This window comes from Micromonospora sp. ANENR4, from assembly GCF_015354395.1.
GTDB lineage: Bacteria > Actinomycetota > Actinomycetes > Mycobacteriales > Micromonosporaceae > Micromonospora > Micromonospora aurantiaca.
In genome coordinates this window covers 1-16,758 of record NZ_JADKYQ010000025.1, presented here as the reverse complement: position 1 = coordinate 16,758, position 16,758 = coordinate 1, and the positions used below count along the sequence as shown (strand labels likewise).

The window sequence follows — 16,758 nt, the reverse complement described above, 5'->3', positions numbered from 1 at the left end:
TCACGAGCCCTCCTTGTCGAACGTCGCGGCCAGCGCCTCGGCGACCCGCCAGCAGTCGTGGTACGTGGAGTAGAGCGGCACCGGCGCGAACCGGACGATGTCCGGCTCCCGGGCGTCGGCGACCACGCCGTGCTCGTGCCGCAGCCGCTTGGTCAACTCGTTCGCGCTTCCCACGCCGATCCGGACGGAGAGCTGGCAGCCGCGCCGGGCCGGGTCGCGCGGGGTGACCACGCTCAGCGGACGACCGGGCGTCACCTCGTCGAGCAGCTGCTCCAGGAAGGCGGTGAGCCGCAGGCTGCGCTCGCGCAGCGCCGGCATGCCGACGGAGTCGAACAGCTCCAGCGAGGTACGCACCGGGCCCATCGCGAAGATCGGCGGGTTGGAGATCTGCCACGCCTCCACGGTGGCCGGCGGCCGGGACACCGGGGTCATCTCGAACCGGGTGGCCGCCTCGGTGCTCCACCAGCCCTCGAACCGCGGGATCGACGGGTCGCCGAGGTGCCGCTCGTGGACGAAGACACCGCCCAGCGCGCCCGGGCCGGAGTTGAGGTACTTGTACGAGCACCAGGCGGCGAAGTCCACGTCCCAGTCGTGCAGCGCCAGCGGCACGTTGCCCGCGGCGTGCGCCAGGTCCCAGCCGACGACGGCGCCCGCGGCGCGGCCGGCGGCGGTGATGGCGGGGATGTCCATCAGCTCGCCGGTCAGGTAGTTCACGCCGCCGAGCATCAGCAGCGCCACCGTGTGGCCCTCGCGGGCCAGGAAGTCCAGCACGTCCTCGGTGCCGAGCGTATCCGAGCCGGGACGCGGCTTGAGGCGTACCACAGTGGTGTCCGGGTCCAGGCCGTGGAAGCGGGCCTGGCTGCGCACCGCGTAGCTGTCCGAGGGGAACGCGCTGTCCTCGATGACGATGCGGGTGCGCTCGCCGGCCGGCCGGTAGAAGCTGACCATCAGCAGGTGCAGGTTCACCGTGAGGGAGTTCATCACCACGGTCTCCGCGGGCAGCGCGCCGACCAGGCGGGCGGCCGGTGCGGTCAGCAGCTCGTGGTACGGCAGCCAGGGCCGCTCCGACTCCAGGTGCCCCTCGACGCCCAGGCGCTGCCAGGCGTCCAGGTCGGCGAGGAGTTCGTCCCGGGTGGCCCGGGGCTGGAGACCGAGCGAGTTGCCCGCCAGGTACGCCGTGTCCGGGTAGCGCCCGCCGTCGGCGGGTGGGATGTGGAACAGGTGCCGGTGGCCGGGGTCTGCGGCGTCGCGGCGGAGGGCTTCGTTCTCGGGGGTGTGCATGCTGTTCTCTCTCGTCACATCGCGGTGCGGGCCGACCACAGCTCCGGGAAGACCACCCGGGCCATGCTGCGCTGCAACCATGCCAGTCCGGCGGACCCGCCGCTGCCGACCTTGGCGCCCATCGTGCGCTGGACGGCCTTGACGTGGTTCCAGCGCCAGTCGCCGAACTCCTCGGCGATCTCGGTCAGCGCGTCGCCGAGCAGGCGGAGGTGGTTGTCCGGCCCGTTGTCGCCGTAGATCCGGACCCAGGCCGCCTCGATCGCCGGGTGTCCCTCGTGCTCGACGTTCACGTCCCGCGACAGCAGCTCGGCCGGCACGTCGAAGCCCTTGCGGGCCAGCAGCGCCACCACCTCGTCCCAGAGGCTCGGCGTGGCGAGCGCGGCGGTCAGCTCGTCGTACACCTCGGTCTGCCGGCGGAACGGGCGGATCAGCGCCCGGTCGCGCAGGCCGAGCAGGAACTCCAGCTGCCGGTACATGGCGGACTGGAAGCCGGAGCCCTCGCCGAGCCGGTCGCGGAAGCGGTTGAAGTCGGCCGGGCTCATCCAGCGCAGGCCGTGCCAGGCGGCGTTGAGGCCCTCCAGGTGCAGGGCGGCGCGGCGCAGCGGGGGCAGGGCCTCCCAGATCCGGTCCTCGCGCAGCTCGCGCTTGGCGTGCCGCAACTCGTGGCAGGTAAGGCCGAAGTACAGCTCCATGATCTGGCTGACCATCAGGAAGGACATCTCGCCCGGGTCGTCGCTGAGTGGCTCCTGGAGCCGGTGCAGCGTGCTGGCCCGCACGTACGCGTCGTACGGCACGCGGTCGGCGAACTCCAGTGTCGGCTCGCCGCCGTTGCGCGCCGCCCGAGCCGCCCGTTCCTGGGGGGTTACCGGGCGCACCGCCGTCGTCTGTTCCACAGTCATTCTCCGTCCGTGCGCGGGGTAGACGTCATGATCCCGCTGGTGGGCGGCCGAATGGAATGCCTGTTCAACGGCGGTATGGTGGTCTCACTTCGCGAACCGAAACCATCTCGCGTCGCCGTCTTTACGGAAGGAAGGTCCGCGCGTGGACGACATGGACTGGGCGCTGCTGCGCGAGCTCCAAGCCGACGCCCGGCTGTCGTACAGCGAGTTGTCCCGCCGGGTCCACCTGTCGCCGCCCGCTGTGGCCGAGCGGGTCCGGCGGCTGGAGGAAGCCGGTGTGATCACCGGCTACCACGCCCACGTCGACCTCACCCGGGCCGGGCGGACGGTGCTCGCCCTGATCCGGATGTCCTGCTACGGCGCGCGCTGCATCCTCAACGACCCCGACGTCGCGGGCTGGCCGGAGATCATGGAGATCCACCGGATCACCGGTGACGCGTGCAGCATGCTCAAGGTCGCCGCCACCAACATGGGCGAGTTCGAGGAGGTCATCGACCGCCTCGCGCCGTACGGGCAGCCATCCAGCACGATGGTGCTCTCCACCCCGCTGGCCTGGCACCCCGTGGTCAAGGCGCCCCGTTAGCTTCCCCCGCCCTCCGGGAAAGCAGGCGCCGCTGCCCGTCAGTGGTCCGGCGCACCGTCGCGCCGGGAGGGGGGAACCATGCGAGGGCTCCTGTCACATCGTGCGTTGTCGTCCCTGTTGGGCCTGTTCGGCCTGGTGGCGGCGTTCGTCCTGACCACCGCGCCGCCGGCCCGGGCCGGCGAGAGCGTGTTCATCGAGGTGACGCCGAACAGCGTCCAGGCCGGTTCCCGGGTCAACCTGCGGGCCGGCTGCGACAACAGCAACAACCGTCAGGCGCAGGTCACCTCGGACGCCTTCGGGCGGGTGACGCTGCGGCCGGACAACGGCTTCCTCACCGGCTCGGTCACCGTGCCCGGCAACAAGGCGCCCGGCGACTACCCGGTGAACCTGGACTGCTCCAACGGCAACACCGCCTCGACCATGCTCACCGTGCTCAACATGGCGCAGCCGAGCAAGGGACCGGCGACCGGCGGCGGTGGCACCGCGGGTAGCCGGGGCACCGGTTCGCTGCTGCTCGTCGGCGGTCTGGTCGCGGTGGCAGTGGTGGCCGGTGTGAGTGCCCGCCGTAAGACCGGCGGCCGTGCCTGACGAGAGGTGCCGCAATGGCCCGCTCATCGCGCCGCCGGGACCGTACCGGCCCGGCGGCGGACCGCAGACGCCGCGACGCCGCCCGTCCCGGCCGCCGGTCGCGACAGCGCGCCGGCCGGCTCCGGGCCGCGCTGCGGCTGACGTCCCGCGCCGCGCGCCGGTTCGCCCACGTCGCCGGGCACGCGTTCTCGGCCAGCGTCGCCACCGCCGACCCGCAGTCCCGGCCGGTACCGGCCCGCGCCGCCAGGACCACCACCCGCCGGTACGCCCCGAGCCGCAACCCGGGTGTCCCGGTGCTCGTGGTGGCGAGCGTGATGGCGCTGATCGTGGCCATGCTCGGTGTGGAACGGGTGACCGGCGTCAGCGTGCTGCCGGACCGGATCGTCGCCGGCCTGCGCCCGCCGCCGAAGAAGTTCCCGGTGCTGCCGGCCAGTCCACCGACCGGCCTGAGCATCGGCAAGCTCGACCTGCGCGCGCCGGTGCACCGGGTCGGCATCGCGCCGGACGGCAGCATCGCCGTGCCGGACGTGGAGCGGGCCGGCGAGGTCGGCTGGTACGACCAGGGCCCCACGCCCGGCCAGTACGGCCCGGCGGTGCTCGTCGGGCACGTCGACACCACCACCGGTCCGGCCGTCTTCCACGGGCTGAGGGAGCTGGACGACGGCGACCGGATCGAGGTGACCCGCGAGGACCGCTCGGTGGCGGTGTTCGAGGTGACGTCGATCGAGCGGTACGGCAAGGAGAAACTGCCGGTGGAGGACGTCTACGGCGACTTCAGCCGGCCCAACCTGCGGCTGATCACCTGCGGCGGGCGCTGGGTGGGCGGCGAGACCGGGTACGCGGACAACCTGGTCGTCTACGCCGCGCTGGTCAAGGCGCGCTGAGCGGGCGGGTCAGGCCGCCTCGGGCTCGGGCTCGCGCAGGTCGAGCCAGTCCGCCCAGCGCGGGTCGGGGGCGCGGTGCCCGAGCACCCGCCAGGCGGCTCCTTTGGGCGCGGCCGGCAGGTGGTGCAGCCGCCAGCCCAGCTCGGCCGGGGTCTTGTCGCCTTTGGTGTGGTTGCACCGCGCGCACGCGGCGACCACGTTCTCCCAGGCGTGCCGGCCGCCCCGGCTGCGCGGGAAGACGTGGTCGATGGTCTCGGCCGGCCCCCGGCAGTACGCGCACCGCCACCCGTCGCGGGCGAACACCGCCCGCCGGGACAACCCGACGTGGGTGCGGTACGGCACCCGGACGTAGCGGGTCAGGCGTACGACCGAGGGCACCGGTAACGCGTTGCGCGCGCTGTGCAGGATGCCCTCGCCGTCTTTGACGCAGACCGCCTTGGCGCTGAGGACGAGGATCGCGGCACGACGCACCGACACGACGCACAGGGGCTCGTAGGTGGCGTTGAGAACGAGTGCACCGGAGCCCGCCGTGGGTCGTATGTCAGGCATCGCGCTCACCCTCCCGGTCCAGTCGCTCCCGCCTCGTCTGCGCCGGAACCGCCCCGCGGACAGCGCGGAACGGCTCCGACGCCGGCCGGATCACCGACGTCCGTTGCGCCAATAGTCCCTGATCGCGCCCCGGATTGCACGTACTAATCCGGGCTACCCCCCGCCCGGCGGCCCTTCGCCGAGGTGGCGGTGTCCGTCGCCCGCCGGGCGTGCGGTACGAAAGCAGAGTGAACGTCTCCGACCTGATCTCCGCCGTGCTGGCCGCCGTCTCCGACCGGAAGCCGGACTGCCAGGGCAGCAGCTCCTGCGAGTGGGTGTACCGAGTGACGAACTCCGCCTGGTTCGCCGAGAGCAGCTACTGGATCCTGTTCAAGCCGCTGCGGGTGGCGCTGATCCTGCTGCTCGCGGTGGCCGCCCGGTGGGCGCTGCACCGGACCATCAACCGGCTGGTGCGGACCACCACCGACGGCGCGGTGCCGACCATGCTGCGCCCGCTGCGCGAGCGGATCCCCAGCGCCGCACTCGACCCGGACCAGTTCGTGCCGGAGCGGCGGCGGCAGCGGGCCGAGGCGATCGGGTCGGTGCTGCGCAGCATGGTCACCGCGTTCGTCTTCGGCATCGCGCTGCTGATGGTGCTCAAGGAGTTCAGCTTCGACCTGGCCCCGCTGCTGGCGAGCGCGGGCATCGCCGGCGTGGCGCTCGGCTTCGGCGCGCAGAGCCTGGTCAAGGACCTGATCGCCGGCCTGTTCATGCTGATCGAGGACCAGTACGGCGTCGGCGACACGGTCGACCTGGGCGAGGCGACAGGCGTGGTCGAGGCGGTCGGGCTGCGGGTCACCACGGTCCGGGACGGCCGGGGCGTGCTCTGGTACATCCGTAACGGCGAGATCGTCCGCGTCGGGAACAAGAGCCAGGGCTGGGCGCTCGTCGTGGTCGACCTGCCGATCGGGTTCGCCGGCACCGAGGAGGCCACCGCCGTGCTGCGTACCGCGGCGGCGTCGGTGGCGCTGGACCCGGAGCTGGCGCCGAGCATCGTGGAGCAGCCGGAGGTCCTGGGCGTCGAGCAGATGACCGTCGACGGCGCGGTGATCCGTACCGTCGTCAAGACCACCGCGGACGGGCAGTTCGCGGTCGGGCGTGAGCTGCGCCGCCGCCTCGCGGAGGCGCTTGAGAACTCGGGGATCGTCGCGCAGATCGCGGCTGCCCGGCTGTTCCCCGGCCTCCCGGTCCAGCCGCCGGCGCCGCCCGCCGCCGAGGGTACCGGTACCGGCGGACCCACCTGAGCCACCGGACGAGCCGGACGATTTCCGGGGTTCCGCACCGCGCGGCCCCTCGGGTATCGTCCGTTCGTTCAGTCGGAGATGCGACGATCAATCCGTTCGCCCTAGCCAGTTGTCAGACGATCGGGCAGAATCCGGTGCACACGCTCCACCGGGGGGCGTGCTCGTGTCCTCGCTGATCGATCGATCTGACGACGGTTCCCGGTCGGGCCATCACAAGTGGTCGACCAGGAACGATGGAGGCGACGGTGTCCGACGCGCGACCCGCCCGGGATGCCCCGGCCACCTTCCGGGACGTCTTCGGTCAGTCGGAGTTCCGCGCCATCTTCGCCGCCAACACCCTCTCCTGGGTGGGCGACTACCTGGCCCGCGCCGCGGTCACCGTGCTCGTGCTGCGCGAGACCGATTCGGTCGCGCTCTCCGCCGCCGCATTCGCCGCCAGCTACCTCCCCTGGCTGGTCGGCGGCCCGCTGCTCTCCGCGCTCGCCGAGCGGCACCACTACCGCCGGGTCATGGTCATCTGCGACCTGCTGCGGATGGCGCTGATGGCGCTGGTCGCGATGCCCTGGATGCCGACCTGGTCGATCTTCGCGCTGATCTTCCTGGCCACGCTCGCGAACCCGCCGAGCCAGGCGGCGCGGTCCGCGTTGATGCCGCACATCCTGACCGGGGACCGGCTGGTCGTGGGCCTGGCCGCGTTCACCAGCGCCGGCCAGGCCGCCCAGGTCGTCGGCTACCTGATCGGCGCCACGGTGGCGGCCCTCAACCCGAACACCGCCCTGCTCGTCAACGCCGTGACCTTCGCCGTGTCGGCCGCGATCGTCCGCTTCGGCGTACGCGAGCGGCCACCGGCGATGGCCGAGGTGCACCGTAGCCACCTGCTGCGGGAGACCGTCCAGGGCTTCCGGATCGTCTTCGAGCGGCCGGTGCTGCGCGCCATCGCGGTGCTGGTGTTCAGCGCGATGCTCTTCTCGATCGTCCCCGAAGGGCTGGCCGCGGGCTGGGCCGCCGACCGGACCGACGGCCGGATGGACGCCGGCACCGCCCAAGGTCTGATCATGGCCGCCGTCCCGGTCGGATACATCCTCGGCGGGCTGACCATCAGCCGGCTCGTCGGCCCGGAGCGGCGGCTGACGCTGATGCGACCGTTGATGATCATCGCGCCGGCGACGCTCGTACCCGCGCTGTTCAACCCGCCGCCGGCGGTGGTGGCGCTGCTGGCCGCCGGGTGCGGCTTCGCCGTCGCCGGGCTCGTCCCGGTCGCCAACGGCCTGTTCGTGCAGGCGCTCCCGGACGGCTTCCGGGCCCGGGCGTTCGGCGTCATGGCCAGCGGCACACAGATCATCCAGGGCGCCGCGGTGCTGGCCACGGGCGCGCTCGCCGAGCGCTTCTCGGTCCCGTCGGTGGTCGGCGTGTGGAGCGCCGCGGGGGTACTGATCATGTCGGTGGCGGCGCTCGCCTGGCCCCGGCCACAGGTGATCCACGAGGCCGTCGCGGCCGCCCGCGCGGAGTCGGCGGCCGGCGGCGGACCGGCGCACGCCCACGCGCCCGGCCCCGCGTCCGGTGACCGGAACCGGGAGCACGGCCGACGCCGGCACGCGGTGACGTGATCCGCGCCGCCCGGCGGGCGGGCGCGGGTGCCGGGCGGCACCTGGCAGGATGGAAGCGTGACTTCCCCAGGCGAGTCGATGACCCTCTTCGAGGCGATCGGCGGCGAACCGGCCTTCCGCAAGCTGGTGGACGAGTTCTACGCCGGTGTGGCCGACGACCCGCTGCTGCGGCCGATGTACCCGGAGGAGGACCTGGGCCCGGCGGCGGACCGGCTGACCCTGTTCCTCATCCAGTACTGGGGTGGCCCGCACACCTACTCGGAGCAGCGCGGCCACCCGCGGCTGCGGATGCGGCACGCACCGTTCCGGATCGGCGCGGCCGAGCGGGACGCCTGGCTGCACCACATGCGCCGGGCGGTGGACACGCTGGGCCTGCCGCCGCAGCTCGCCGCTGCGCTCTGGGACTACCTGGAGCGGGCCGCCTACTTCATGGTGAACGTGATGGAGGACCCGGCCGGCTGAGCCCGGCTCAGAGCAGGGCGCCCTCGTCGTGCAGCCAGTCGACGAACGTCACCGCGACGGCGGCGCCGCAGTCGAGCATCTCGACCAGCAGCGCGTCGTGGGCGCCGGCGCCGAGCGGGACCTGCAACTCGGCGTAGATCGGGAGCTGACCGCGCTCGGTCGGGTCACCGATGTACGCCTTGCAGAAGCGCCGGGTGTGGTTCCACTCGTTCACGACGCGGTAGGCCCGGTCGGCCCAGTCCGGCGGGACCGTCGCGTGCGGGCGGGCCCGCATCACGAGGATCTCGTCCTCGGGGCCCTCCAGCGCGACGAGCACGGCGTGCCGCTCCCACATGGCCAGCAGGTTGCCGTCGCCGTCGGCCAGATAGCGCACGTCGAGCAGGTCGAGCGCGTCGCAGACCCGGCTCAGCGTGACCGGCGCGACGGTGGCCGGCATGTCCGTGAGGGCCGGCCGCTCGGGCGGCGCCACGTCGTCCCCCGGCTGGCGAGGGGTCGGTGGTCCGACCCGGATGGTGTCATCCACTGTGGTCCCGCTTCGAGTCTCCGGCTCCCCGCCAGCGGCGGGACCAGGGCGCCATGACCACCACGGCATCGCTCGCGCACCTCACTCCCCAGCGGATCCGGACGCCTACGGTGCGTTGGATCCGAGGATGGACGGTACCCGGACAGGCGGCCTGAGGCATCCCCCCAACGACCGCCCCAAACCGGAAGGACGACACGGGGTCATCCGTTCGGACGACCCGGCGCCGGCCTGAGTGCAAGATCGGCGACGGTCCGCGACCAGGCCGCCCCGAACGGTCCGACGAGTCCGACCCATCGACCGGCCGTCCGCACCTGAACGTCGTCCGCGCCGGTGCCGAGGAAACCCATCCGGACCAGCGCCTGCACCAGTCGCTGCGACACCTCCACCGGCGTCCGCGGCGCCTCGTCCGGGGTCACCACCACGGCGACGTGGTCCAGCAGCGCGTCCCGCAGCACCCGCTGCCCGACCGCGCGGCCCGCCACGCCCTGCGTGGCCGCCTCGCGCAGCGTCCCGGCCGCCGCCTCCGCGATCCGGCGCAGCTCGGCGCCGGGCAGCGCCTCCACCGCCCGGCTCGTTGCCGGTGGGAGCTGCCACCGCCAGCCGTCGTCCCGGCGTACCGGAAGCGCCTCGCCCTCGGCGGAGAGTTCGGCCAGCAGTTCCCCCGCCGCCACCGTGACGTCGCCGGGGGCGGTGCCGGGCACGGTACGGACCACGAGCACGCCCCACGGCAGCCGCCCCCAGAGGGCGGTACGGCCCGCACCCGGTACCGGCCGCAGCCGGACCACAGTGGCCGGGTCGAACCGGACCAGCCGGGCCAGGAAGGCCCCGGCGTCGGCCGTCCCGGTCAACCCGTGCCCGGTCATCCGCTCAGCCCCGGCGCGTAGCGGAGCAGGAACGCCCGCTCCTCCGGCGAGATCCGGCGCGGGCGCTGCGCCGTCAGGTCGAACGGCACCAGCAGCGACCGGGCGGTACCGGCCAGCGTGTCGCCGTCGTACAGCTCGTAGGCGACCGAGAAGGAGGCGGCCCTGATCTGGTCCACCCACAGCTCGATCCGTACCGTCGGGGCGGCCTCCGCGCTGGCCCGGCCGAGCGCGTAGTCGACCGGGCGCAGGTAGTCGACCTCGTGCCGGCGGATGACCACCCCGTCGGCGAACGAGCCCACTCCCCACGCCCGGCCGCCGGCGAACATCATCGCCACCCGGGCCTCCTCGTAGAGCGTGAGGAAGCGGGCGTTGTTGACGTGGCCGTACGCGTCCAGGTCGGACCAGCGCAGCGCGCAGTGGTAGACGAAGCGGTCAGTCACGGGTGAGCTTGCGGTAGGTCACCCGGTGCGGACGGGCCGCCTCGGCGCCGAGCCGGTCGACCTTGTTCTTCTCGTACGCCTCGAAGTTGCCCTCGAACCAGAACCACTTGGCCGGGTTCTGGTCGTCGCCCTCCCAGGCCAGGATGTGCGTGGCGACCCGGTCCAGGAACATCCGGTCGTGGGAGATGACGACGGCGCAGCCGGGGAACTCCAGCAGCGCGTTCTCCAGGCTGGACAGCGTCTCCACGTCCAGGTCGTTCGTCGGCTCGTCGAGCAGGATCACGTTGCCGCCGATCTTGAGCGTCAGCGCCAGGTTGAGCCGGTTGCGCTCGCCGCCGGAGAGCACCTTCGTCGGCTTCTGCTGGTCCGGCCCCTTGAAGCCGAACGCGGCGATGTACGCCCGGGACGGCATCTCGACCTTGCCGACCATGAGGTGGTCCAGCCCGTCGGAGACGACCTCCCAGACGGTCTTGTCGCCGTCCAGGCCCTGCCGGTTCTGGTCGACGTACGACAGCGAGACGGTCTCGCCGACCCGGACCGAGCCGCTGGTCGGCTGCTCCAGACCGACGATGGTCTTGAACAGCGTGGTCTTGCCGACGCCGTTCGGGCCGATGATGCCGACGATGCCGTTGCGGGGCAGCGAGAACGACAGGTCGTCGATCAGCACCCGGTCACCGAACGCCTTTGTGAGGTTCTGCGCCTCGATGACCGTGTTGCCCAGGCGCGGGCCCGGCGGGATCTGGATCTCCTCGAAGTCCAGCTTCCGGGTCTTCTCCGCCTCGGCGGCCATCTCGTCGTAGCGGTCCAGGCGGGCCTTGGACTTGGTCTGCCGCGCCTTGGCGTTCGAGCGGACCCACTCCAGTTCCTCGGAGAGGCGCTTCTTCATCTTGGCGTCGCGGCGTCCCTCGACGGAGAGCCGGGCGGCCTTCTTCTCCAGGTAGGTGGAGTAGTTGCCCTCGTACGGGTAGGCCCGGCCGCGGTCCAGCTCCAGGATCCAGTTGGCCACGTTGTCCAGGAAGTACCGGTCGTGGGTGATCGCCAGGACGGTGCCGGCGTACTTGGCCAGGTGCTGCTCCAGCCACTGCACGCTCTCCGCGTCCAGGTGGTTGGTGGGCTCGTCGAGCAGCAGCAGGTCCGGCGCCTCCAGCAGCAGCTTGCACAGCGCCACCCGGCGGCGCTCACCACCGGAGAGCTTGGTGACGTCGGCGTCCGGCGGCGGGCAGCGCAGCGCGTCCATCGCGAGTTCGAGCTTGGAGTCGATGTCCCACGCGTCGGAGGCGTCCAGCTCCTCCTGGAGCTTGCCCATCTCCTCCATCAGCTCGTCGGAGTAGTCGGTGGCCATCTGCTCGGCGATGGCGTTGAACCGCTCCAGCTTGGCCTTGGTCTCGGCGACCGCCTCCTCGACGTTGCCGAGGACCGTCTTCTCCTCGTTGAGCGGCGGCTCCTGCGCGAGCATGCCGACGGAGTAGCCGGGCATGAGCCGGGCCTCGCCGTTGCTCGGCCGGTCCAGCCCTGCCATGATCTTGAGGAGGCTGGACTTACCGGCGCCGTTCGGACCGACCACCCCGATCTTGACACCCGGCAGGAAGTTCAGCGTCACGTTGTCGAGCACGACCTTGTCGCCGTGCGCCTTGCGCGCCTTGTCCAGGACGTAGATGAACTGGGCCACGGTGCGGGCTACCTCCGTCGGTTGCGATCGCGGGCTTGTCGGGTGCGGGGCGCGGGCGTCGATCTCCGCCCGCCGCCGCCGGCCGGGAGCCGGCCGCACGCACGCCGCCGTCAATCCTGACAGGTACGGACCGCCACGCCCACATCACCCCACCCCAGGGGTACGGCGGCCTGCCGCGTTGCCGGCGCAGGTACTACTCGTTAACGTCGACGGTATGACCAAGAAGATCGCCATCAGCGTCCCCGACGACGTGGCCGAACGACTGGCCCAGGAGCCGAACGTCTCCGCGTTCATCACCGAGAGCGTGCGGCAGCGGATGACGGGAGAGCGCACCCGGCGCACGCTCCGGCAGGTCGGCTTCCGGCTGTCCGACGGCGGGCTCGCCGACGCGGGCCACGCGCTCGACGAGGCCCAGGCCAAGATCACCCCGGAACTGCGCGCCCGGGCCGCCGCACTGCTAAGCGAGTCGTCACGTGGACGGCTGACCCGTGACTGACCCCGGGCTGGTGCTCGACACCGCCTGCCTGCTGGCCTACTCGGAGGGCACCGAGGCGGTCGGGGAGCAGATCGCGTCGGTCGCGGACCGGGGGCAGACGGTGATCGTGCCGGCACTATGCCTCGCCGAGGCGTACCGGCAGGTGGCCGTCGACGGCTGGCGCCTGCTGGACATCCTCGGCGATCTCGACCACGTGGTCGTCAGCCCCGTGGCGCACGACATGTGCATGTTCCTCGGCGGCTAGTCGCGCACGCTCCTGAGCATGGACCTCGCCCAGGTGGCGCTGGAGGCCGCACGGGCCACCACGCCGATCATGAGTGACCGGCGGGAACTGCTCGGTGAGGTGCTCCCCAAGGAGTGGCCGATCATCGACCTCTGAGCCACCGGTGTCGACAAGATCACGCGGTGGGTTCGGCGGTTCTGGGACGGGTAGGTAACTCCGGCACGGGGGATCAGACGCCGCAGCTACGCTCAGTACGCTCATCGCGGTGGACCCGTCAGTACCCGGAGGTGGCCGATCGTGACCGTCCGTAGCTCCTTTGTCGTAGTGGCCAACCGTCTGCCGGTCGACGAGGTGAGCACACCCGAGGGACGGCAGTGGCGGCGCAGCCCGGGCGGGCTGGTGACCGCGCTGCACCCGGTGCTCGCCGAGCACCAGGGAACCTGGGTGGGGTGGGCCGGCGGCACCGGCGCCGCGCCCGAGCCGTTCGACCTGGAGGGCATCCGGCTGCACCCGGTGCCGCTGAGCGCCGAGGAACTGGAGCGCTACTACGAGGGCCAGTCGAACGCGACGATCTGGCCGCTCTACCACGACGCGGTGGAGACGCCTGCCTACAAGCGCCGCTGGCGCGAGGCGTACCGGCTGGTGAACGCCCGGTTCGCGGAGGCCGCCGCGGACGTGGCGGCCGAGGGCGCCACGGTCTGGGTCCAGGACTACCAACTCCAGCTCGTGCCGGCGATGCTCCGCGAGCTGCGGCCGGACCTGCGGATCGGCTTCTTCCTGCACATCCCGTTCCCGCCGATCGAGCTGTTCATGCAGATGCCGTTCCGCACCGAGATCCTGCGTGGACTGCTCGGCGCGGACCTGGTCGGCTTCCAGCAGCGGCTGGCAGCGCAGAACTTCGTCCGGCTGGCCCGGCACCTGCTCGGCCTGCGCTACGAGGGCCAGATGATCCAGGTCGACGGCCGGCAGGTGAAGGCGGGCGCGTTCCCCATCTCGATCGACACCAAGGAGATGGAGCGGCTGGCCGAGGACCCCGCGATCCAGGCCCGGGCCAAGCAGATCCGCGAGGAGCTGGGCAACCCGAAGACGATCATCCTGGGCGTCGACCGGCTCGACTACACCAAGGGCATCGAACTCCGGCTGAAGGCCTTCCGCGAACTTCTCGCTGACGGAAAGTTGACAGTTCCGGACGCGGTTATGGTGCAGGTCGCCACGCCCAGCCGCGAGCGCGTGGAGCACTACCAGGCACTTCGGGTGAAGGTGGAACGCGAGGTTGGCCGGATCAATGGTGAATTCGGCCGGGTCGGCGTGCCTGCAGTGCATTATCTGCATCAGTCGTACAGTCGCTCCGAACTGGCCGCGATGTACGTCGCGGCCGACGTGATGATGGTGACCCCGCTGCGAGACGGAATGAATCTGGTGGCCAAGGAGTACGTCGCATCGCGCGCCGACCAGGGCGGCGCGCTCGTGCTCAGTGAGTTCGCCGGCGCCGCGACAGAGCTGCGCCAGGCGTTCCTGTGTAATCCGCACGACCCGGACGCGGTGAAGGACGCGTTGCTGCGGGCCGTGCATGTCGAAAAGCCCGAAGCCCGCCGCCGGATGCGCGTCATGCAGCGCCATCTGCGCAGCCACGACGTGGGCCACTGGGCCAAGTCGTTCCTCAGCGAGCTCGGCGTCGGAGATACGGAGGCTGCGTGACCTCGCCCGCCCCCGCCGCCGCCCACGGCGGCGTGCTGGATCCCGAACTGCGTGCCGCCATCGGCCGTATCGCCCGGGTTCCGCAACTCCTGGTCGCCTGCGACTACGACGGCACACTGGCGCCGATCGTCGAGGACCCCAGCAAGGCCGTGCCGCTGCCCGAGTCGGTGGCGGCCGTACGCGCGCTCGCCGCACTGCCGCAGACGAGCGTCGCTGTCGTCTCCGGCCGGGCGCTGCGCGACCTGGCCACACTGTCCCGGCTGCCGAGCGAGGTGCACCTGGTCGGCAGCCACGGCTCGGAGTTCGACATCGGCTTCGTCGAGCGGCTCACCCCCGAGCTGATCGCGGTCCGGCACCGGCTCCGCGAGGCACTGCGCGAGATCGCCGCCGAACACCCGGGCATCCGCCTGGAACGCAAGCCGGCCAGCGTCGCCGTACACACCCGCGGTGTCGACCCGCACGTCGCCGCCCGGGCCGTCGAGGCGGTCCGCAACGGCCCCGCGACCTGGGAGGGCGTGACAGTCACCCAGGGCAAGGAGGTCATCGAGCTGTCGGTGGTGGTGACCAACAAGGGCACCGCCGTCGACCAGCTCCGTACCCAGCTCGCCGCGAGCGCGGTGCTGTTCATCGGCGACGACGTCACCGACGAGAACGCCTTCGGCAACCTGACCGGGCCGGACGTCGGCATCAAGATCGGTCCCGGGGAGACCCGCGCCGACTACCGGGTGGCCGAGCCGATCGAGGCGGCCCGCGCGCTGGGTCTGCTGCTGGAGACGCGGCGGCACTGGCTGTTCGGCGAGCGGGCGGTGCCGATCGAGCGGCACTCGATGCTCGCGAACGGCCGTACCGTCGCGCTCGTCACGCCGGAAGCCAAGATCACCTGGTTGTGCCACCCGAAGCCGGACTCGGCGGCGATCTTCGCCGACCTGGTCGGCGGCAGCCCGGCCGGGCACTTCACGGTCGGCCCGGAGCGCGGCGGCATCCCGCTGGGCCAGCGCTACCGCAGCAACACGATGACCGTCGAGACCCGCTGGTCCGGCCTGACCGTGACCGACTGGCTCGACCTCCCGGTACGGGAGACCACGCCGGACGACCCCGCAGTGGTCAGCGGCGACTCGACACTGGTCCGGGTGCTCAGCGGCACCGGGCGGGCCCGGGTCGAGTTCGCGCCGCGCCCCGAGTTCGGTCAGGTGGCGGTGCAGCTCCAGCCGCTCGACGACGGGCTGCTGGTGCTCGGCTCCAACGAGCCGGTCGCGCTGCACTCCCCCGGCGTCGAGTGGGAGGTCACGAACGACGCCGGGTACGAGACCGCGAAGGCGGTGGTCGACCTGTCGGCGGCCGGCGGCCAGGTGGTGCTGGAGCTGCGCTTCGGCACGCAGAGCCTGGAGCCGCACCGGCTGCCGCTGCACGAGCGGCAGACCGCCGCCGAGCAGCCCTGGAAGGACTGGGTGGCCTCACTGCGGCTGCCCGCCACCGCCCGGGACCTGGTCGCCCGCAGCGCGCTGACGCTGCGCGGCCTCTGCCACGAGCCGACCGGCTCGATCCTCGCCGCGGCCACCACGTCGCTGCCCGAGGAGCTGGGCGGTGTCCGCAACTGGGACTACCGCTACTGCTGGCTGCGGGACGCGGCGATGACCGCCCGCGCGCTTGTCGACCTCGGCTCGACCGAGGAGGCCGAAGGGCTGCTGCGCTGGATCGACGGCGTGGTCGAGCGCACCGGAGGGCACCCGGAGCGGCTGCACCCGCTCTACACGGTGGACGGCTTCGAGCTGGGCGCCGAGGCGGTCATCGACACGCTGCCCGGCTACGCCGGCTCCCGGCCGGTACGCGTCGGCAACCTCGCCAACCACCAGCTCCAGCTCGACGTCTTCGGCCCGGTCGCGGACCTGATCGCGGCGGTGGCCGACGCCCGGGGCTCGATCCGCGACGACGAGTGGCGGGTGCTGGAGAACATGGTCGAGGCGGTACGCCGCCGCTGGCACGAGCCTGACCACGGCATCTGGGAGGCCCGCCTCCCCCCGAGGCACCACGTCTTCTCCAAGGTCATGCTCTGGATGACTGTGGACCGCGCGCTGCACGTGGTCCGCCGCCACGGCGGCGAGGACCGACCCGAGTGGGTCGAGCTGCGCGACCGGATCGCCGCGAACGTGCTGGAGCACGGCTGGCACCCGGAGGCCGAGGCGTACAGCGTCGCCTACGGGTACGAGGAGATGGACGCCTCGTCGCTGTGGATCGGCATCTCCGGGCTGCTCGCCGGCGACGACCCGCGCTTCCTCTCCACCGTGCTCAAGATCGAGGCGGAGCTGCGCAGCGGTCCGGTCGTCTACCGGTACCACTGGGACGACGGCCTGCCCGGCCGGGAGGGCGGCTTCCACATCTGCACGTCGTGGCTGATCGAGGCGTACCTGCGCACCGGCCGCCGCAGCGACGCCGAGGAGCTGTTCACCCAGATGCTCGACACGGCCGGTCCGACCGGCTTGCTGCCGGAGCAGTACGACCCGCTGGCCGAGCGCGGGCTGGGCAACCACCCGCAGGCGTACAGCCACCTCGGCCTGATCCGCTGCGCCCTGCTGCTCGACAACATGCTCAAGCAGTGACCGACCGGGGCGGGGGACTGACGTCCCCCGCCCCGTCCCCGTCCCGGTCCCCGTCGATCTTGCACTTTCCGCCCTGACATAAGGGCTATAACGGGCACCTGGTGGGCACCAAG

General features: G+C 72.0%; 17 protein-coding genes. 10 read left to right on the top strand and 7 right to left on the bottom strand.

The window, feature by feature from the left end; translation table 11 throughout:
* Together kynU and IRY44_RS29390 are read right to left on the bottom strand one after the other, a co-directional pair.
* Nucleotides 1-1,281 carry a kynureninase gene (kynU, locus tag IRY44_RS29395; RefSeq protein WP_194803399.1) on the bottom strand — a complete coding sequence of 427 codons (1,281 nt, stop codon included), beginning with the start codon at nucleotides 1,279-1,281 and terminating at the stop codon, nucleotides 1-3.
* Nucleotides 1,282-1,295: 14 nt separating this feature from the next.
* Nucleotides 1,296-2,180 (bottom strand): tryptophan 2,3-dioxygenase, encoded by an 885-nt coding sequence (locus IRY44_RS29390; protein WP_194803398.1) that lies wholly within the window; start codon nucleotides 2,178-2,180, stop codon nucleotides 1,296-1,298.
* A gap of 142 nt (nucleotides 2,181-2,322) precedes the next feature.
* On the opposite strand from IRY44_RS29390, the gene IRY44_RS29385 reads away from it, so the two are divergent.
* The 3 genes from IRY44_RS29385 to IRY44_RS29375 all read left to right on the top strand — a co-directional run bounded on the left by IRY44_RS29385 (nucleotide 2,323) and on the right by IRY44_RS29375 (nucleotide 4,235).
* Nucleotides 2,323-2,763: an Lrp/AsnC family transcriptional regulator gene (locus IRY44_RS29385; protein WP_013288068.1), complete on the top strand. Its 441-nt coding sequence runs from the start codon at nucleotides 2,323-2,325 to the stop codon at nucleotides 2,761-2,763.
* 78 nt (nucleotides 2,764-2,841) lie between these two features.
* Nucleotides 2,842-3,351: a hypothetical protein gene (locus IRY44_RS29380; RefSeq protein WP_135241659.1), complete on the top strand. Its 510-nt coding sequence runs from the start codon at nucleotides 2,842-2,844 to the stop codon at nucleotides 3,349-3,351.
* A gap of 14 nt (nucleotides 3,352-3,365) precedes the next feature.
* Complete coding sequence (locus IRY44_RS29375) at nucleotides 3,366-4,235, top strand: class F sortase (protein ID WP_194803397.1); 870 nt, start codon at nucleotides 3,366-3,368, stop codon at nucleotides 4,233-4,235.
* A 9-nt stretch (nucleotides 4,236-4,244) separates the two neighbouring features.
* Here the strand turns inward: IRY44_RS29375 and IRY44_RS29370 are convergent, their stop codons facing one another.
* Nucleotides 4,245-4,784, bottom strand: coding sequence for an HNH endonuclease (locus IRY44_RS29370; protein WP_194803396.1), 540 nt, complete (start codon nucleotides 4,782-4,784; stop codon nucleotides 4,245-4,247).
* A 227-nt stretch (nucleotides 4,785-5,011) separates the two neighbouring features.
* On the opposite strand from IRY44_RS29370, the gene IRY44_RS29365 reads away from it, so the two are divergent.
* The 3 genes from IRY44_RS29365 (at nucleotide 5,012) to IRY44_RS29355 (ending at nucleotide 8,136) form a co-directional block, all read left to right on the top strand.
* Nucleotides 5,012-6,067: a mechanosensitive ion channel family protein gene (locus tag IRY44_RS29365; protein ID WP_370585037.1), complete on the top strand. Its 1,056-nt coding sequence runs from the start codon at nucleotides 5,012-5,014 to the stop codon at nucleotides 6,065-6,067.
* Between the two features lie 233 nt (nucleotides 6,068-6,300).
* Nucleotides 6,301-7,674: an MFS transporter gene (locus IRY44_RS29360; protein WP_194803394.1), complete on the top strand. Its 1,374-nt coding sequence runs from the start codon at nucleotides 6,301-6,303 to the stop codon at nucleotides 7,672-7,674.
* A 78-nt stretch (nucleotides 7,675-7,752) separates the two neighbouring features.
* The gene (locus IRY44_RS29355; protein WP_194803425.1) at nucleotides 7,753-8,136 is read left to right on the top strand and encodes a globin; all 384 of its coding nucleotides are present in this window, start codon (nucleotides 7,753-7,755) and stop codon (nucleotides 8,134-8,136) included.
* A 7-nt stretch (nucleotides 8,137-8,143) separates the two neighbouring features.
* Here IRY44_RS29355 and IRY44_RS29350 read toward each other — a convergent pair whose 3' ends face one another.
* The 4 genes from IRY44_RS29350 to ettA all read right to left on the bottom strand — a co-directional run bounded on the left by IRY44_RS29350 (nucleotide 8,144) and on the right by ettA (nucleotide 11,631).
* Nucleotides 8,144-8,728: a YbjN domain-containing protein gene (locus IRY44_RS29350; RefSeq protein ID WP_194803393.1), complete on the bottom strand. Its 585-nt coding sequence runs from the start codon at nucleotides 8,726-8,728 to the stop codon at nucleotides 8,144-8,146.
* 131 nt (nucleotides 8,729-8,859) lie between these two features.
* The gene (locus IRY44_RS29345; RefSeq protein WP_194803392.1) at nucleotides 8,860-9,522 is read right to left on the bottom strand and encodes a hypothetical protein; all 663 of its coding nucleotides are present in this window, start codon (nucleotides 9,520-9,522) and stop codon (nucleotides 8,860-8,862) included.
* Nucleotides 9,519-9,962 carry a thioesterase family protein gene (locus tag IRY44_RS29340; protein ID WP_135241665.1) on the bottom strand — a complete coding sequence of 148 codons (444 nt, stop codon included), beginning with the start codon at nucleotides 9,960-9,962 and terminating at the stop codon, nucleotides 9,519-9,521. Before IRY44_RS29340 ends, IRY44_RS29345 begins: the two co-directional genes overlap by 4 nt.
* Complete coding sequence (ettA, locus tag IRY44_RS29335) at nucleotides 9,955-11,631, bottom strand: energy-dependent translational throttle protein EttA (protein WP_194803391.1); 1,677 nt, start codon at nucleotides 11,629-11,631, stop codon at nucleotides 9,955-9,957. The genes IRY44_RS29340 and ettA overlap by 8 nt, the downstream gene beginning before the upstream one ends.
* A gap of 214 nt (nucleotides 11,632-11,845) precedes the next feature.
* Here ettA and IRY44_RS29330 point away from each other — a divergent pair, with 214 nt between their 5' ends.
* From IRY44_RS29330 to otsB, 4 genes are all read left to right on the top strand, one after another.
* On the top strand, nucleotides 11,846-12,127 hold the full coding sequence (locus tag IRY44_RS29330) for a hypothetical protein (RefSeq protein ID WP_194803390.1): 282 nt from the start codon (nucleotides 11,846-11,848) through the stop codon (nucleotides 12,125-12,127).
* A complete protein-coding gene (locus tag IRY44_RS29325; protein ID WP_194803389.1) occupies nucleotides 12,120-12,371 on the top strand; it encodes a hypothetical protein in 252 nt (83 codons plus the stop codon). The genes IRY44_RS29330 and IRY44_RS29325 overlap by 8 nt, the downstream gene beginning before the upstream one ends.
* Nucleotides 12,372-12,647: 276 nt before the next feature.
* Entirely contained in the window at nucleotides 12,648-14,048 is a 1,401-nt protein-coding gene (locus tag IRY44_RS29320) for a trehalose-6-phosphate synthase (protein ID WP_043328887.1), read from the top strand.
* Nucleotides 14,045-16,645: a trehalose-phosphatase gene (gene otsB / locus IRY44_RS29315; protein WP_194803388.1), complete on the top strand. Its 2,601-nt coding sequence runs from the start codon at nucleotides 14,045-14,047 to the stop codon at nucleotides 16,643-16,645. The genes IRY44_RS29320 and otsB overlap by 4 nt, the downstream gene beginning before the upstream one ends.
* Nucleotides 16,646-16,758 lie beyond the last annotated feature (113 nt).

Bases quoted from the DNA above. Each gene is read 5' to 3' on its own strand.
- kynU (WP_194803399.1), bottom strand. From the start codon at position 1,281: ATGCACACCCCCGAGAACGAAGCCCTCCGCCGCGACGCCGCAGACCCC.
- IRY44_RS29390 (WP_194803398.1), bottom strand. From the start codon at position 2,180: ATGACTGTGGAACAGACGACGGCGGTGCGCCCGGTAACCCCCCAGGAA.
- IRY44_RS29380 (WP_135241659.1), top strand. From the start codon at position 2,842: ATGCGAGGGCTCCTGTCACATCGTGCGTTGTCGTCCCTGTTGGGCCTG.
- IRY44_RS29375 (WP_194803397.1), top strand. From the start codon at position 3,366: ATGGCCCGCTCATCGCGCCGCCGGGACCGTACCGGCCCGGCGGCGGAC.
- IRY44_RS29370 (WP_194803396.1), bottom strand. From the start codon at position 4,784: ATGCCTGACATACGACCCACGGCGGGCTCCGGTGCACTCGTTCTCAAC.
- IRY44_RS29360 (WP_194803394.1), top strand. From the start codon at position 6,301: ATGGAGGCGACGGTGTCCGACGCGCGACCCGCCCGGGATGCCCCGGCC.
- IRY44_RS29355 (WP_194803425.1), top strand. From the start codon at position 7,753: ATGACCCTCTTCGAGGCGATCGGCGGCGAACCGGCCTTCCGCAAGCTG.
- IRY44_RS29350 (WP_194803393.1), bottom strand. From the start codon at position 8,728: ATGCCGTGGTGGTCATGGCGCCCTGGTCCCGCCGCTGGCGGGGAGCCG.
- IRY44_RS29345 (WP_194803392.1), bottom strand. From the start codon at position 9,522: ATGACCGGGCACGGGTTGACCGGGACGGCCGACGCCGGGGCCTTCCTG.
- IRY44_RS29330 (WP_194803390.1), top strand. From the start codon at position 11,846: ATGACCAAGAAGATCGCCATCAGCGTCCCCGACGACGTGGCCGAACGA.